Here is a 15,959-nt window from a genome sequence, read left to right on the forward strand (position 1 = left end):
GTCGTAAATGCCGATTGTTCAGAAAAATCGTTCTAAAGATATGGATGTTTCTGGGTGTGGGTAGTTCTGACGGTATATGGATGAAGCTGGAAGTATGAGTATTTGGCTAAGTTGCTTGTTTAGTAGATTTGATATGGAAATATGGAAGTTTACTGGCGATAGGTTGGATAGTGTGATTCATTTCGGGTGAAGGCTTTTGGGTTATGCGTGATTTCTCGGTTTTATGCGTAGATTCGCTTCTTTATGCGTATTTCTTGCGAGTTATGCGTTTCTGGCGGGATTTATGCGTAACTTTAGCGAGTTATGCGCGTATTTGCCGATTTATGCGCAAGTTCTCGTTTTCGAGGTGAAAGTTCTCACTTATCGCCGAAGATTTCTCGTTCTGCCTCAAAGAGTTCTCATTATTCGGTAAGAACTTCTCATTCCACCTCAAAGAGTTCTCGTTTTCGCGGCAAGAGCTCATTTCCACTGCAGAAGTTTTCGCGCTGAATGCTTTTGACAAACTAAGGGTTTGATTCAGAGAAGCGGGTCGCGTAGGAAGTTCTGGATGATGTGGTTGTCGGGTTCGTACGACTTGAAGTTGTAGCCTTCTTTTTGCAGCCATTCGATGATTTTAGGAAGTGCGATGGTCGTTTGGCTCCGGTCGTGCAGGAGGATGATGATTTCCTTGTCGCCGGATTTCGCCGCTGTGGTCACGCCGTCTTGGACGTTTTTCACAATTTGGTCCGCCTGCTTGTCCGTGTAGCGCCAGTCATTGGAGTCGACGTCCCAGTCCCACATTTTCAGCCCGCGGTCAATCAAGCTTTGTTGCATTCCTTTTGTGACGAGCGGCTTACTGCCGTATGGGACGCGCACGAGATTCGATGTTTTCCCTGTCAGTTGTTCGACGAGTTCCGCACCGCCGACCATTTCGGCAATGAATGATTCGGTCGATCCGTAGACGAATGCTTTGTCGTGGGTCATGCTGTGGGAGCCGATGTAATGGCCGCTTTTCGAAACGGTCTTGACGATGGACTCATTCTGTTTCATTTGATTACCCAAGAAGAAGAACGTGGCGGGCACTTTGTATTTTTCGAGCGTTGCGTGATTGATCAATGTGAATTGATTCGGACCGTCATCGAACGTCAAATAGACGGTCGCTTTTTTCGTAGTCGGTGCGGGCTGCTGTTTCGTGCCATATGCTTTAATAACTTCCTTGAACGCTTCATGGCTTATATGATTGAATTCGTCGCGATAGATGCGGATTGTATGGTGCTCTTGAAAATACTCGAATTGGAACCCGGTTTCACGGGCGATATATTTCACGCTAATGAAAAGCTGACCGTCAATAAATGCGATCGGCGTCCACGGCTGATCCACTCCGTCCAAAGTCGTTGCCCCTGTTGAATGATCAAAAATAATTTCTTTCCCTCGTTTTCGGATGATTGTCTTCCCATCTTTCGTTTCGACGGGCAAATAAAGATATTTTGCGATGTCTTTGAGCGGCACTTTCGTGTCACCGTCGACGACGCGGATGTCCTCAATTGGCAAGATACGATCGTGCAGTCCGACATACCGTTTCCCGCCTTCGCTCGCCGCTTCGACTTTCCCAACTGCTGTGAATAAAATACAAATGATTGCTATGCAACATATCAACGTCCATTTTTTCATCTGCTTTCCCCGTCTCCCCCCGAAATTTTTACGATTTCTTCACTATATTGAAAGAGGGACATGTCTAGAAGCGGATATTGAAATTGAGTTACGTGGACAGCAAAAAACCGCCACTTGGGCGGTTTCAGAGTGTAGACAAAGTCGTTCTTTGACTTTGTCTACACTCAATTTTAGGATAAACACGATAAACAGACATTTCCTCAGCCTGATTGAAAACGCTTGTCAAGGAAGGCAACCTAAGAGCGCCACGTCCTGTGGCAACGGTTGCATGACTCGCATCCTGCGAGCCCGCGCGAAGTGGAGCGAAGACGCGAATAGAACTAAAGTTCATGAGCGGACGAGCGACACGAGCAACAACGGATGCGAGCGTTTGTCAACAGGCTGAAACCGCCACTTGGGCGGTTTTTGTCTTTATTCTTATTCCACAAATCCATATTTCACGTAGTTCTTCCAGCCGAATGTTCTCCAATCGCTTTTCGATGGAAGTTCGAGCGGGAGGGGCAGGAAGACGTTCGACAGGTTGTCGGTTTCGTCGATGTTGCGGTTGTAGATGACAACGTCACCAGTTGTGAGTCCTTCCGTGATGACGGCCCGGTTGTTCGTGATGAATGGAACTGTGACGTTCGTTTTGACGGCGCGGCCTTGTTCATCCAGCTTCCATACGAAGGCACTGTCTTTCACATGCGCTTCGAGCCAGTGGATTTTCACGGAGACGGCGTCCGCTTCGTTCACGATGATCGATGCATTGACATTCGCCCCGAACGGCAAGCTGTGCAGTTGTTCGAGCGGCATGATCGTAATCTCATATAGATCGAGCGGATTGTTCCGTTCTTTCGGATCGAGCTTGTCATATGCTTTGCGCCATCTGCTGTCGGTTGCCGGCACTTCGGAGATATAATGGACCGTCCCTTCGATGACTGCATCCATACTATTTTCCTGAATGCGGACGGAATCCCCTTCCTCGATTTTCTGCCATTCATCGAGTTGCACATACGTTGTGACGAATTTCGCGTCGCTGTAAATATCGGCGGCGAGTGTGAAGCCGTGTTTGTGTACTTTCGAAACCGTGCCGTTCACGGGGCTGATGAGCGCAGGACGGGTGGCGTCTTGTTCGAGCTGCGTTTGGACGACGGCAAGTTTCCGATCGATTTCCGCCAGTTCGCGCTCGGCTTCGGCGATTGCTTGGGCGAATGCGCCGTCTTGGTGGACATCGACTTGGACGTCGACGTTCAATTCGACTTCAGAGTCGCCCGGTGTTTCGGTCGTATTGACGCGGGAGGAGTTTTTCCGGGCGCTTCCCCTCTCTGATTCGAGGCTTGCAATCGTTGATTCAATCGCATCCCGCTGTTCAAGAAGGCCTTCTTCCTCCGCTTCCCATGCCGCGAGTTGGCTCTCTGCACGTCCGGTCTGCAACAACGCGATTTCATCCCCGACCTGAACTGGATCGCCTTCCTTGACGAGCCATGATTCGATCGTTTCATCGTCGCCGACGTAGACAGTGTAAATGTCTTCAGGCGTGATAAGCCCCTCTTTCGGTATTTCCTCTTCATGATGTCCAGGAGTCATGCGCTCGTATTTATGGACATACAATGATTTTGGCACGGTGCTTTTGTTTGAATAGAGCAGGTGGACGTTCACCGCGATGAAAAGGCTGATGATAATTGCGACGGTGATGCTTAATCGTTTATTCATCTAGAAGCCACCTCCGAAAAGTGAATTGAGGATGGAATCGAACGGAATGAATGCGACCGCCGCCGTGATGAGTGCCATTGCAAAATGCATTCCAATCAATATCCAAAGATGCTCCTTCCATCTGCCATCTTCGACGAAGCCTCGGATGAAACGGTATTGCAGCGTGATGATCAGCGCGCTCGTAATCGTCAATTGGTTCATGAAGAGGATCAAATACCAATTTTCCATAACTGTGACGGCGAGCGGGCCGAATGATAGGAATGAGAGGCTGACGGTAGATCCTTTCAATGCAAAGACGATGAAGAGGATCGCCTTTTCCATGAGCAATAAGCCCGTAATGAGCACTTGCAGCGGAACGAGTTGCCGGTATGGAATCTTTGTCAGCCTCGAAAGGATCAGTGCGACTCCAAAAATATGGAATGCTATGTATAGAATTGACCAAAGGAATGTGCCTGCAAGTGAGGCGTATCTTGCGATTATGTAGTCCGTTGTCGTCATTGTCGTCATCAATGACGTCAGTGCTTCGGTGCCCATGCCCCACGTTTCCCGGAGCAGGAAAATGGCGATGCCTGCGAGGAATACGATGAGCAGCCGTCTGTTGAAGTGCCGCATCGTTCCGGTTTGCATCTGGGATGCAAGGTCATAGGGCCTCGTCAAAAAGTGCCAAAATCGGTAGTCAAAGAACAAGCGCGACCATCCTTTCTGCGGATATTTTTTGGTGCTATATACATAACTGTATCAAATCTCGTGAATTATTCAATTTTTAGTAGAGTAATATGTATAAATTTCTCGGGAATCGGCCAGTCTAGTAGCTAGTTTATTCCCTAAACTGCCTTATTTCCCGGGAAATCGACAAAGGAGCGGATTTTGATGAATCAAGACGATAAACATCGATTTACTATGCAGGATTTCTTGTTCGGATTGACTGGTTCCACTGTATTCGTCATCGCCTTGCATTTTTTTACGAGTTGAAGCAAGTGAGCAAGCTATATATACCCTATCATTCTAGCATTCAAAACTAATTTAAGGACAAAATTAAAAACACTCATCGTTTTTTTGGACGATAAGTGTTTTTTCATGATTTGTTTTTCAATTTATTGCATTCCTTCCGTCAGTTGAGTGAATAAGGTACGATTGTTTGTTTCGAGTGCGTAGTCGATCATGCGCAGGCGGTTCTCGGATTCGATTTCTTTCATCAGCTCCTCTGCTTCTTGGATAACGACTTCCGGTATTTCCAATTGCAAGTTCAACGTCCCTTCAAGGATCGACGACAGATGCAGATGAAGATCCGAGATGAGAAGGAGTTGGTACAGCGGCAGCCGGATGAATCGGCTGCCACGTTGGAAGACGAACACCTCGCCAAGGTTTTCGACTTGCAGGCTCTTCACGTTGACGACAATTTCCTTTCCTTCAGAGGGAACGAATTGGTACACTTCACCGCCTTTTATGATCGAGAAATATTGATAGGCGAACACGAGACGTAGACGGAAGTCCTCTTGGCTAGTGAAAAAAGGCGTCATACGCTGGACTGAAAGCATGTTTATCCCTCCATCATTGAATATTCCGATTATTATCATTCTATCATAGTTCACCATTTTTTGTGAATGATTTGTTTTCTATCCTATTCAACGACGTTTGGATTGATGATTCTTCTCCTTCGGGTGCAAAAAGAATTGAGTGTGCACAGGTTCGAACGGTATTTTCCTTCTCTGAAGCTGATTGAGAAATTTACTTTCCTTGTCTAAGAACAATGTCACTTCGTCGGATTGATAATTGACGACGACCGATTGGGTTTCAGGCTCCGGCAACATGAAAGTTTCTACTGCAATAAAGCCGCCCCCATTTCCGTCTTCCACATAGATATGGTCAATTGACGTATAATCTTCCAGCAATAGATAGCGTTTTTCATAAACTTTAGGTACGTGTAGCATCAATTGTTCCATTTTGGATCCCCCTTCATGAAATTTATGTATGTTGTTGCCTTACTTTAAATGATATCATTTACGATTCACGCTTAAAAGCCTTATAATAAAGGGAATGCTTAAGTTTAGGGAGTGAGCCGATGCACATGTCAGTGGAACGATTTTCGTATTTACATGAGCGTGAAATAGATGAATGGATGAGTCAGATCAAGCATTCGTTTCGTCCGGATGTCCAGAAGGAGTCCGAGCAGATCCGGAAGGCGGTGACGCTCGTCCGAAAAGGCGCGTTTCTTGACTTCCGTTTTGTACAGGGAGTGACTACCTTTGTTGCGACATTGGCTGATGAAGGCGAGCAAACGGTGAAGCTTGCCCCTTCAGTACCGTTCAACGATTGCACTTGCGGTGAAGGCGATTGGTGCGTCCATAAGATCGCGACTGTCTTTCATTTATATTCACAGTTCCATTCGTTGACGGAATGGCTGCATGATTGGCAACGGAGAGAGACGGAGCAATTGGTGCTCACCGTTTCGGAACGGACGCCCGAAGCTTGGAACGATGTGTTGTACAGGCTGACGAAGCCGCTGCGGGAAATCGGGCCTGGCGACAATCCGAATGTTTTCATCCATGAAAGCTCGTTGATGGATCAGAAAGTGATCCCGCTGTCCCCTTTCGAATATGAATGGAAGCCGCTGTTCGAACTGTTTTACCGGCTGCATCTTTTGGAAGCGGGCTGGTCTTTTGCGCATGGGCATCTCGAGGAGGCAAATCATTTCACATACCGCCAATGGCAAGTGAAGATGTGGCTCAATGAGCAAATCGAGAAATTGCGCGATATCGGTAAGGCGCTCGGAAAAAATCCTCGGTTGTTTGAGACTGACGCGTTTTACACGGCGCTCAAAACGCAAGCCCGCGAGTTTGTCTTGCGGAATGACGGTCTTTTTGAAGTCCGCCTCGAGATTTATGCGATCATGTGGGAATTCCTGTACAAAGACAAGGCTGCACAGGAGAAAGAGCTTGCCCATCTACTTGAAGATGATTCGGTCGATGCGTCCTTTTTCGCCGCTTACTTCAATTTGATGGAGGGCGATGAGAAATCCCTTTCATTAATCGCGGAGCGGGCTGGAGGCGAGCTCGTCGGCCATTGGCTGCCGCTTGCCGATCTTGCTGCCGAGATGGAGGACGCCGGTTCGCTTGCCGTCATCATGGATACGATCTATCCACATATCGGCGAGTTCTTTGAGCGGATTCCATTTTCAACCGATCGGTATCATTTCATCCGGAAAATCGACGGCTTGCTTGAAGAGGCGAATTTTCCGGAAAAACGTCGAGAAGAGCTTTTCATGATCTACGGGGAAGACGGCGTCAGCGCGTTCGGCGATTTCCTCATCGAGCGTGAACGTTTCGCCGAATGGGCGGCGCTCATGCACCGGTTCAATATTCCGTATGACGGGCTTGAACCGGATACGTTGAAGTTCGTCCTCGCGAATGACCCGGCTTCCGTCATGCCTTTGCTCCATACGTACGCGATGCGCTTCATCCAGGAGAAGAACCGGCATAGCTACCGCCGCGCCGTACGCTTGTTCAAAAATATGAAGGCGGGCGCGAAAAAGAGCGGCAAGGTCGATTTCTGGAACCGCTACATCGACACGGTGCGCGAGCAGTATCGAAGGCTGCGCGCCTTGTCGGAAGAAATGGAAAAGGGGAATTTGAATTTATGACGAAAATGGATACATTGAATCTCCTTTTCCAATTGTCGATCGAACGGGACGAAGGAGGGCGGTATTCGGTTACCGCGACCGATTCATCCGGACGGGCGATTGCCCCGGACAGGCTCTCATCGTTCCTGTTCTTCAACAATGAGCAGGCGTTGTACGGCTTGTTGCCGGTGACAGATGGTGAGTTCGTCCATTTGAATACGAACGAGTTTCTTCAAGTGTTCGCAGGCCAGACGCATCCTTTCGCATCGTTCGAAGGTCGGACGACGAACGACGAAGCCCATTTATCCGCGTTGCGGGAAGCGGCTCGTGTATGGAATGAACCCGATTTCTGGCAGCATGCGGAGCTGGACGCAGGGACAATTCGATTTGACGAGGAGAAAATCGGGATTTCCGCCCTTTCTTCGATGATTTTGCATGATGCGATTCGCGAAAAAATCAATGCTTCGGCAATGCGGCTCGATCAGTTGCCGGCGTTGCTGCCGCATTTGCGCAAGTTCGGATGGCCGGGCGATTCGGTTTCGACGATGCCGATCCGTGTTGCTTTCCGCTTGACGGAGCCGGATGCGGACGAAGATACGGAGTGGCTGCTAGAGACGGTCGTCGTCAGTGAACGCGGGACGCATTGGACGCCAGCTGTCCGGAAGGCGAATGCTGATATTGGTGATGCGCTTCCTGCGAAGTGGAAGGAATACGCCGATGAAATCCGGGAGAAGCAGTCTGAGATGGTGTCTTTCCTCCGTTCGGTCGAGGCCGAGCCTGGGAACCGGTTTTTGGCAATGTCGATGTCGGATCCGGAAGTGCGGATGTTCATTCAGGAAGATTTGCCCGTGTTCCAGTCGTTCGGGTATCCCGTCATTTTGCCGGCTTGGCTGAAGTCGGTGACGGAGTCGAGGATGCGCGTCCGGACGAGTGCCAGTGTGCAGTCGTATCGCTCCGCCGCAGGTCTCGATGAAGTCCTGTCGTTCGATTGGAACTTCTCGCTTGCCGGGAAGGAGATCGACCAGGATACGTTCCGGAAACTCGTCGATGAGAACCGCGAATATATCCGCTCGGGTGACGAGTGGTTCCATATCGACCCGCTTTGGCTGAAGCGGATCCGCGAGCTTATGGAGCAGGCGGATGCGGGCGAATGGACGGTGAAGGACTTGCTGTTCCAAGAGATTCCTGAGGAGATAATTCCGATTGACGAAGATGACGGTGCGGACGACCCCCTTCTTGCATTTTCGATGCAGCAGTCGCTGCGCGATTATGTCGGGATGGTTTCGAATAAGCAAGGTCTTCCTGACGCCGGCATTCCGGCCGCGTTGAAAGCTGAGCTCCGTCCATATCAGGTCGACGGGTATAATTGGCTCGTCTTCATGCGGGACCATCATTTCGGCGCTTGTTTGGCGGACGATATGGGGCTCGGGAAGACGGTGCAGCTCATTACGTACTTATTGAATGTGCATGCGCGCCCTGAGACGGACTCCCCTTCGCTCATCATTTGCCCGACGAGCGTGCTCGGCAACTGGCAGAAGGAGATTGAACGGTTTGCGCCGTCGCTCGTCGTTCATACGCATTACGGTCCATCGCGTGCTCGGGACGAAGAGTTCGACGCGCTTCTCGAGGAGCGTAAGCCTGATGTCATTTTGACGACGTATGGCACCGCGACGCAGGACGATGAGACGCTTGGCGGCACCGTGTTTGCGAGCATTACGCTCGATGAGGCGCAAAATATTAAAAACATGCAGACGAAGCAGTCCCGGGCGATCCGCAAATTGCATGGCGACCATCAGATTGCGTTGACGGGTACGCCGATTGAGAACCGGTTGTCCGAGCTGTGGGCGATCTTCGATTTCATCCATAAAGGGTATTTCGGAAGTTTCCGGACGTTCAGCGAGCAGTTTATCGTTCCGATCGAGCGGGATGATTCGGAGCTCGAGAAGCGCAAACTGCGGGCGAAAATCCGTCCGTTCTTGCTGCGCCGTACAAAAAACGATCCCGATTTGCAGCTGAATTTGCCGAAGAAGCTCGAACAGAACGAGTATTGTCCGTTGACGACGGAGCAGGCTGCGCTCTATGAAAGTTTCATCGAGGATACGAAGTTCAAGCTGGATACGTTGACCGGCTTTGAGCGGAAAGGGCTCATTTTGAAGATGTTGAGCCGCTTGAAGCAGCTTTGCAATCACCCGTCGCTGTTTTTGAAGGAGCCTCATGCGCCTGCCGATCAAATGCTGGAGCGCTCGGTGAAGCTGAATCGGATCGTGTCGATGGCGGCGGATATCGCTTCGAACGGCGAGCAATGTTTGATTTTCACTCAGTATATCGGGATGGGTCAATTGATCCGCCAATGTTTGAGCGAACTGTACGATATCGATGTGCCGTTCCTATCAGGAAGCATGCCAAAAGGGCAGCGCGATCATTTGGTCGAGGCTTTCCAGGCTGGTGAATTCCCGATTTTCATCTTGTCGCTGAAGGCTGGCGGCACCGGGTTGAATTTGACGGCGGCGAATCATGTGCTGCACGCTGACCGATGGTGGAATCCGGCTGTTGAGAATCAGGCGACGGATCGGGCATACCGGATCGGACAGACGAAGTTCGTGCATGTCCATAAGTTCGTGACCGTCGGGACGATTGAGGAGAAGATCGATAAGATGCTTGTCGAGAAAGCTGCTCTTTCTGCGGATTTAATTCAGTCGAGTCAATGGCTCACGGAGTTGTCCGATACGGAATTGGATGATCTTCTTTCATTTGAAAGATAGGTGTTCGACCTCGGTTTCCTTTTGGGAGCCGGGGTTTTTTCGTTCACGTCCGCTGTGCCCGGCGTCGCATATGTATAGGGATGACTTTTCTTGCGAGTTCTTTTTCCTCCAATTCATTGAGCCGCTCGTTCAACCCGGCGATGATGCGGATGAGTTGTCCGACTTGGAGTTCCATTCGGATGAGTTGTTGTTTGTGTTGTTCCATGTTGTCCCCTCCTTTATGATTGGATTATGCGGCGGGAGCGGTCCCCGCCGCATTGTTTGGCCTAGATCATCCGGTCTATGCAGCAAGCATTGCCTTTAGGCAGACGGCAATGCTCCCCTGTGGATATGGGAGGACCCCCACCCTTCCATATCCTGATTTCCTTTTACTTCTTTTTTCTCTCGTAGATATCTTTACTCCACTATTCTGTTTTGCGTACCTGTGTCTTTCTGGCGATCCTCCTTTACCCTTTTTTCCCTGCCTCCTATGTATCATCCTTGCGTTCAATAGATAGGCAGTCCCTCTTTTTCATCCTGCGGCAGATGGAAATTCGAGCTAACCCTTTCCTGTTCGGTCTTCCTTTCATCACCGCCGCTCTGTTGCACATTGACTTCAGGCTCTCCGTACAAATTGTCGTTCTCTCTCCGTTTCGTCGACAGGAAGCGGATTTCCTCGCCGATCACTTCAGTGACGAAGACGCGGCTTTTGTCTTCCCGTTCATAAGTCCGCGATTGGATCCGTCCTCCGACACCTATCAAAGACCCTTTTCCGCAATGCTTCGCTGTATTTTCCGCAACTTTCCCCCAAGCCGTGCAAAGTATGAAGTCGGCATCCACTTCGCCCTGCTGGTTTTTGAATTTGCGGTTCACGGCAAGGATGAAGCTCGTTTGCAGTCTTCCTTCCGATAGCCTTCTTAGAATCGGATCCTTCGTCACGCGCCCTACGAGTGCAACTTGGTTCACTGTTTCCCCTCCTTTCTGTCTGTGGTGCCTTTATCTTATAACGATTGGAAAATTGGCGCAAATCGTGAAAATTGGATTTTGATAGTGTTTTGACGTCTGTTTTTCGGGTTGGAAATGAGGAAAATGGATGTTGTCAACGTTTGTGAGTTTTCACTTTTTCGAGATAATTCGATCTTGGCTGTTTCTGAAGTTTTTTTCCGGCGTATGGTATACTTGATGCAAAAGTGAGCGGGGTGGCGCAATTGAAGACATTTAAAATGATTTCAGTCGGTATTTTAGTAGACGATAAAATCCAGGATTTTCCGCTGGTCGACGGCATTATTATCAATCAGGAGAATAGCCACCGTATGTGGATTCTCGAACTTTTCATTGATAAGGAACACTTGCAGCTGTTTGAAGGATGGAAGGAATCGGGAGAGTTATTGGAAGCGCGCGTCGTCATTTCCTATCCAGAAAACGAGCCTGCAGGATTCCGCGTGGCCGTCGACACGGTGCAGCAAATCGGCGATAACATTTCCGTCTTGCTGAAGGGCCGATTAAAGCGCGCACGTACCCAGTACGCCGAGCATCTATTGGAGGAATTGATCACCGAAGGTCTGAGCGGCGAAGAGTTGCTGAGACGCTTCGAGTCAGATATGCGCGAACGTCCGCGATTGAAAAAGGACAGAGAAGAAGCGAAAGAATCATGAGGAAAGCTGCCTGTATCGGGCAGTTTTTTTGTTTATGCGTAATTGCGGCAGTTTATGCGTAAATATATGGATTTATGAGGATTTACGGCAGTTTATGCTTCAATTGCACGATTTATGCGCAAGTATGACGTTTTATGCGTTTTTCAGAATTGTGTCGGTGCCTGTGCAGCACACATTTATGACAATTCATGGAAGTGTATAAAAATACAGATATTATTTAACTATTCATCTGAATTACTGACTTCTTATTTCTTCCCCATACAATTGCAGTGAATAAACTGAATTGTTCGCTGTGCAGGCACCGTTAAACAAGAAAAACCGCCGGGGGGTGGCGGTTTTCTTTCGGCTTGCGGTTAGCGGTTGTTGTTACGGTTACGATTAGTGTCGTTTGGAGTTGTCACGTTGTCATCAGTAATGATGTTGTCGTTCGGTGCAATTGTGTTGTCACCGTTCATGTCTCCGTTTAAACGGTCTCGGTCATCATTGATGATTCCGTTATTTACACCGTTGTTTCGTCCGTTGTCGATGCCATCCATGTCCGGTCCTGCGCCGTTGTTGACTCGTGGAGTCGTGTTGTCCAAGTTTTCCATCGGCGTTTCGTTGTTGCCTGGGACGTTGTTCCCGTTGTTCCCGTTGTTTCCATAGTTACCACATGCAGTCAAGACAAGTCCGGAAACGAGTACGAACGGTATCGCTTTTTTGAACATGAAAATTCCCTCCTTTCCACAAGCCTATATCATACGAGTCGTATGATACTCGTAGGTTGGCTAAAAAGGAGGGAACTATCCAAATTGTGTCGGTGCCTGTGCAGTACAAGTTTATGACAATTCGCATAGATGAATAAAAATACGATATTAAGTCAACATTTTCCCTGTATTAATGACTTCCTATTCTACATTATACAATTGTAGTGAATAAACTGAATTTCATGCTGCACAGGCACCGTGAAACACTGTGAAACATTATTCGAAGAAAAAGAAAAACCGCCGGGGGTGGCGGTTTTCTTTCGGCTTGCGGTTAGCGGTTGGTCCCATTGCGATTGGTGGTGCCGTTTGGAGTAGTTACGTTTTCTTCAATAATGATTTCTTCGGTCGGTGCAGTCGTGCCACCGTTCAAAGTTCCGTTGAGACGGTCGTTGTTGAGTCCGTTACGGTCATTATTGATGACTCCGTTGTTCACACCATTGTTCCGATCGACTCCGTTGTGGATGCCATCCATGTCCGGTCCTGCGCCGTTATTAACACGTGGTGTCGTAAGACCGTTGCTCGTGTTCGTCGTGTTCTGCATCGGCGTTTCGTTGTTTCGCGGAACCCCGTTGTTGTGAGTCGTACATGCCGTCAAGACAAGTCCGGAAACGAGTACGAACGGTATCGCTTTTTTGAACATGAAAATTCCCTCCTTTCCACAAGCCTATATCATACAAGTCGTATGATACTCGTAGGTTGGCTAAAAAGGAGGGAACTATCCATACTTTTTATTGTTCTTTTACGAGGCGATCTTTTAGCAGTGTTTCGACAAAGACGGCTTCGGCTTTACAGTCGTATGTTAAATGCGTGTTCAGTTTTTCTTGCATGATCTGGATGTTGGCGATTTGCTCTTCGGATGGCGGATCGGTTAAGATGCGCTGAATGACTTCATTGATTCGCTGGGCGAGGTCTTCGTGGAATTTCGGATCTCTTTTTACGTCGTCCGGAATTCTCTCGTACCAAAGCGCTTTAGTCGTTATGTATTCGCGCCATAAATCGATGAAGTCTTCGATATCGTACAGCTCTTCGTCCCAGGCGATGTTCGTCATGTATTGTTCAAACGTTTGGGTGATGGAGCGCGTAATGCTGCTCTTTATATTTGGAGAAAGATCATTGTACATAATTGGTTGGTACCTCCCACTCTAAACGTGCGTGTGTTGTCGCTAGCAAATAAACACAATAAACACACTGCACTTTCCATTGTAGCTGACATTTTGCACGTGCGCAAATTAATTTGAAGGTTTTGCCACTGGACCTAGTGCGAATGTAATTTCCGTTTCGCAGGCGATTTCACCGTCAACGGACGCAACCGCTTTCCCTTTTCCGATGGTGCCTCTCATTCTTGTAATTTCCACTTCAAGTTTCAATTGGTCTCCTGGAACGACTTGGCGTTTGAATCGGCAGTTGTCGATGCCTGCAAAGAACGCGAGGCGTCCGCGGTTTTCCTCTTTTTGAAGGATGGCGACCGCACCGACTTGGGCAAGCGCTTCGACGATCAAGACGCCCGGCATGACCGGGTAGCCTGGAAAGTGTCCGTTGAAAAAGTCTTCGTTGATCGTGACGTTTTTCAAGCCGACGACCCGTTTCCCTTCTTCGATTTCTGTAATCCGATCGACTAAAAGGAAGGGATAGCGATGTGGAATGATTTCTTGAATTTGTTCTGCGTTTAGCATTGCCTTTAACCTCCCGTAATTTTATGTATTGATTAAATGAAAAAGAGCCGTTACGACTCCTTCCCATTTATGATATCGAGTATATGGGTCCATGTTTCTTTATTCAGCACATCGGAAGGCTTGCCGTCACCGACGTAGCCGTAGCCGATCATGGCTCCGAGAATTGCGGCGCCAGTGAGCAACAGAAGGACGAGTACGATCCGCAACCATATCGGCAGCAGGCGGATTTGGACCCAAATGCGCCGCTTGTCGCTCGTTTCCTCTTTGACGGACTTCTGCTTCTTCATTTGGCTGCGTTCCAAGCGAGACGCGACGATTTGCCGCTCGGTGACGTCAGTTTGTTTCATATGGTCCCATTGAGGATGTTTCTGTTTTTCATCTATCATATCGGATTCTCCCTAGCGCGGCTTATCGAATGTTATTGATCAAACCCAACATTTGATCGGCGAGCGTGACCGTCCGCGCGTTGAATTGGTAAGAACGCTGGACATTGATCAGGTCTGTCATTTCTTTTTCGTAATTGACGTTGGAAGCTTCGAGCTTCAGGTTTTCCATGCCGATGCGGTTGCGGTTGGCGCCGTTCATTTCCGTCAGGATGTCCCCGGCAGCGACGCCGAGTTCCGCCACGTTGTCCGGAAGCGCCAATAGTGTATCGGAAAGGCGGCTCATCAAGTTCGGACGTTCCAAAGTCGTAACGCCCATTTCGATTTGCTGAACATTTCCGTCATTATGCGTCACTTCAAGCACACCGCCTGGAAGCATGTTGTAATTTTTGACGTTATCCGTGAAAGTGATCGGCTGCCCCGCGCTATTTGCGACCGGATAGCCGTCTCCGTTGACGAGCATCAAGTTGCCGCCGTTAGTAGGCGAAACGTAAAAATTCCCAGCACGCGTGTAAACCGTTTGCTCCCCGTCTTCTCCGGGCATGATAATGTTGAAGTACTGCTTCGGTTCGGTCAATGCGAAATCGAGTTCGCGGCCGGTCATCTGTAAAGAACCGACCGTCCAATTCATTTTCGCCGGACCGAGCGCTGCACCTACGCCATACCGGATCCCTGGTGGTGACAGTCGCTGCGCCGTGTCGGCTTTATCATTATTGAATTGCTGGTATAGCAGTTCATGAAAATTGGCTTCACTCGATTTATACCCGTTTGTCGCCGAATTTGCAAGGTTATTCCCGATAATATCGAACTGGCTTTGCAGTTGGTTCATCGTGTTAACAGCTGTCGTCATTGATCGTATCATTCGTTTCGGCTCCTTTCAAAACGCGTCATCCGTTGACACGCCCAATTTCGTTCACAGCTTTTTCCATGCTCCGGTCATACGCTTGAAGGATTTTTTGATTCGCTTCGAATGCGCGGTACGCGGCGAGCATGTCCGTCATCGACTTTGCAGCGTCAACGTTGGAGCCTTCCAAATAGCCTTGTTGGAATGAATACCCCACTCCTGCAATATTTTGTGCTTCAGGCAAGTTGCCTGCCGTGCTTGCAAATAGGCCGTTCCCTTGCTTTTGGAGGGCGCCGGGCTGTTCCGCGAATGAAACACCGAGAGTTGCGACGGCCGCTCCCTCTTGCATAATGTCGCCAGCATCCGTAATGCTGAAATCGTCATTTTGCAGTTGGATGCGCTGACCGTTCGTATCGAGTACGTAATACCCCATCGGATTCGTCAAGTAGCCTGCCGCGTCGAGTGTGAAATTCCCGTTTTTCGTGTAGAGCTCATTTCCGTTTCCGTTTTCGAGGCGGAAAAAGACGGCTCCCTGTTCACCGGTTTCCGGGTCGATCGGCAAGCTTCCGTCCAATAGAGCAACGTCAGTCGTCATGCCGGTTTCACGGATTGACCCTTGCGTGAATAGCGGCATTGTCTCTTGCATGTAGACCCCCGTCGATAGGGCTCCAACCGGCGACAAGCCGTTCAGTTGAATGCCTTTTTCCGTCGGAATGCGCTTTGCATTGAGGCTCGACATGAACATTTCCGGAAATGAACGGATGCTCGACTGTTCAGCTTTGAAGCCCGGTGTATTTGCGTTCGCGATATTGTTCGCTAGCATTTCCGTCCTGCGCTGCTGCGCGATCATGCCGGAGCCGACTGTGTAAAATCCACGGAACATGATGCCCGCCCCCTTTCGTTTATTCGTCCTTCTATTATCTTCGGATGAATCCGTCATTTATTAATCAAACAGA

The 15,959-nt window shown here is 49.1% G+C and carries 17 protein-coding genes; 3 read left to right on the forward strand and 14 right to left on the reverse strand.

Going from position 1 to position 15,959, the window contains the following annotated elements:
- Nucleotides 1-516: 516 nt before the first annotated feature.
- The 5 genes from AB1K89_RS14510 to AB1K89_RS14530 all read right to left on the reverse strand — a co-directional run bounded on the left by AB1K89_RS14510 (nt 517) and on the right by AB1K89_RS14530 (nt 5,285).
- Nucleotides 517-1,650: a polysaccharide deacetylase family protein gene (locus AB1K89_RS14510; RefSeq protein WP_413055433.1), complete on the reverse strand. Its 1,134-nt coding sequence runs from the start codon at nt 1,648-1,650 to the stop codon at nt 517-519.
- Nucleotides 1,651-2,067: 417 nt separating this feature from the next.
- The gene (locus AB1K89_RS14515; RefSeq protein ID WP_413055434.1) at nt 2,068-3,342 is read right to left on the reverse strand and encodes an efflux RND transporter periplasmic adaptor subunit; all 1,275 of its coding nucleotides are present in this window, start codon (nt 3,340-3,342) and stop codon (nt 2,068-2,070) included.
- Nucleotides 3,343-4,029, reverse strand: a complete 687-nt coding sequence (locus AB1K89_RS14520; RefSeq protein ID WP_413055435.1) for a hypothetical protein — start codon at nt 4,027-4,029, stop codon at nt 3,343-3,345. It lies immediately after the preceding gene.
- 407 nt (nt 4,030-4,436) lie between these two features.
- Nucleotides 4,437-4,880, reverse strand: a complete 444-nt coding sequence (locus AB1K89_RS14525; RefSeq protein WP_413055436.1) for a transcriptional regulator — start codon at nt 4,878-4,880, stop codon at nt 4,437-4,439.
- 87 nt (nt 4,881-4,967) lie between these two features.
- Complete coding sequence (locus tag AB1K89_RS14530) at nt 4,968-5,285, reverse strand: hypothetical protein (RefSeq protein WP_413055437.1); 318 nt, start codon at nt 5,283-5,285, stop codon at nt 4,968-4,970.
- Nucleotides 5,286-5,404: 119 nt separating this feature from the next.
- On the opposite strand from AB1K89_RS14530, the gene AB1K89_RS14535 reads away from it, so the two are divergent.
- Together AB1K89_RS14535 and AB1K89_RS14540 are read left to right on the forward strand one after the other, a co-directional pair.
- Nucleotides 5,405-6,982 carry a hypothetical protein gene (locus AB1K89_RS14535; protein WP_413055438.1) on the forward strand — a complete coding sequence of 526 codons (1,578 nt, stop codon included), beginning with the start codon at nt 5,405-5,407 and terminating at the stop codon, nt 6,980-6,982.
- Nucleotides 6,979-9,723: a DEAD/DEAH box helicase gene (locus tag AB1K89_RS14540; protein ID WP_413055439.1), complete on the forward strand. Its 2,745-nt coding sequence runs from the start codon at nt 6,979-6,981 to the stop codon at nt 9,721-9,723. The genes AB1K89_RS14535 and AB1K89_RS14540 overlap by 4 nt, the downstream gene beginning before the upstream one ends.
- A 43-nt stretch (nt 9,724-9,766) precedes the next feature.
- On the opposite strand, the gene AB1K89_RS14545 is transcribed toward AB1K89_RS14540, so the two are convergent.
- Entirely contained in the window at nt 9,767-9,928 is a 162-nt protein-coding gene (locus AB1K89_RS14545; protein WP_252501961.1) for a hypothetical protein, read from the reverse strand.
- Between the two features lie 281 nt (nt 9,929-10,209).
- Complete coding sequence (locus AB1K89_RS14550) at nt 10,210-10,668, reverse strand: single-stranded DNA-binding protein (RefSeq protein ID WP_413055440.1); 459 nt, start codon at nt 10,666-10,668, stop codon at nt 10,210-10,212.
- 242 nt (nt 10,669-10,910) lie between these two features.
- On the opposite strand from AB1K89_RS14550, the gene AB1K89_RS14555 reads away from it, so the two are divergent.
- The gene (locus AB1K89_RS14555) at nt 10,911-11,357 is read left to right on the forward strand and encodes a YwpF family protein (RefSeq protein WP_413055441.1); all 447 of its coding nucleotides are present in this window, start codon (nt 10,911-10,913) and stop codon (nt 11,355-11,357) included.
- 353 nt (nt 11,358-11,710) lie between these two features.
- Here AB1K89_RS14555 and AB1K89_RS14560 read toward each other — a convergent pair whose 3' ends face one another.
- The 7 genes from AB1K89_RS14560 to AB1K89_RS14590 form a co-directional block, all read right to left on the reverse strand.
- Nucleotides 11,711-12,064: a hypothetical protein gene (locus AB1K89_RS14560; RefSeq protein WP_413055442.1), complete on the reverse strand. Its 354-nt coding sequence runs from the start codon at nt 12,062-12,064 to the stop codon at nt 11,711-11,713.
- A gap of 310 nt (nt 12,065-12,374) precedes the next feature.
- Entirely contained in the window at nt 12,375-12,743 is a 369-nt protein-coding gene (locus AB1K89_RS14565; RefSeq protein ID WP_413055443.1) for a hypothetical protein, read from the reverse strand.
- Between the two features lie 88 nt (nt 12,744-12,831).
- Nucleotides 12,832-13,224 carry a hypothetical protein gene (locus AB1K89_RS14570; protein WP_413055444.1) on the reverse strand — a complete coding sequence of 131 codons (393 nt, stop codon included), beginning with the start codon at nt 13,222-13,224 and terminating at the stop codon, nt 12,832-12,834.
- Between the two features lie 108 nt (nt 13,225-13,332).
- Entirely contained in the window at nt 13,333-13,776 is a 444-nt protein-coding gene (gene fabZ, locus AB1K89_RS14575) for a 3-hydroxyacyl-ACP dehydratase FabZ (protein ID WP_413055445.1), read from the reverse strand.
- A 50-nt stretch (nt 13,777-13,826) separates the two neighbouring features.
- Nucleotides 13,827-14,162 carry a DNA-directed RNA polymerase subunit beta gene (locus AB1K89_RS14580; RefSeq protein ID WP_413055446.1) on the reverse strand — a complete coding sequence of 112 codons (336 nt, stop codon included), beginning with the start codon at nt 14,160-14,162 and terminating at the stop codon, nt 13,827-13,829.
- 22 nt (nt 14,163-14,184) lie between these two features.
- Nucleotides 14,185-15,021, reverse strand: coding sequence for a flagellar hook-basal body protein (locus AB1K89_RS14585; protein WP_413055447.1), 837 nt, complete (start codon nt 15,019-15,021; stop codon nt 14,185-14,187).
- A 25-nt stretch (nt 15,022-15,046) separates the two neighbouring features.
- Nucleotides 15,047-15,886 carry a flagellar hook-basal body protein gene (locus tag AB1K89_RS14590; protein ID WP_413055448.1) on the reverse strand — a complete coding sequence of 280 codons (840 nt, stop codon included), beginning with the start codon at nt 15,884-15,886 and terminating at the stop codon, nt 15,047-15,049.
- Nucleotides 15,887-15,959 lie beyond the last annotated feature (73 nt).

It is taken from the genome of Sporosarcina pasadenensis (assembly GCF_047228845.1).
Lineage (GTDB): Bacteria > Bacillota > Bacilli > Bacillales_A > Planococcaceae > Sporosarcina.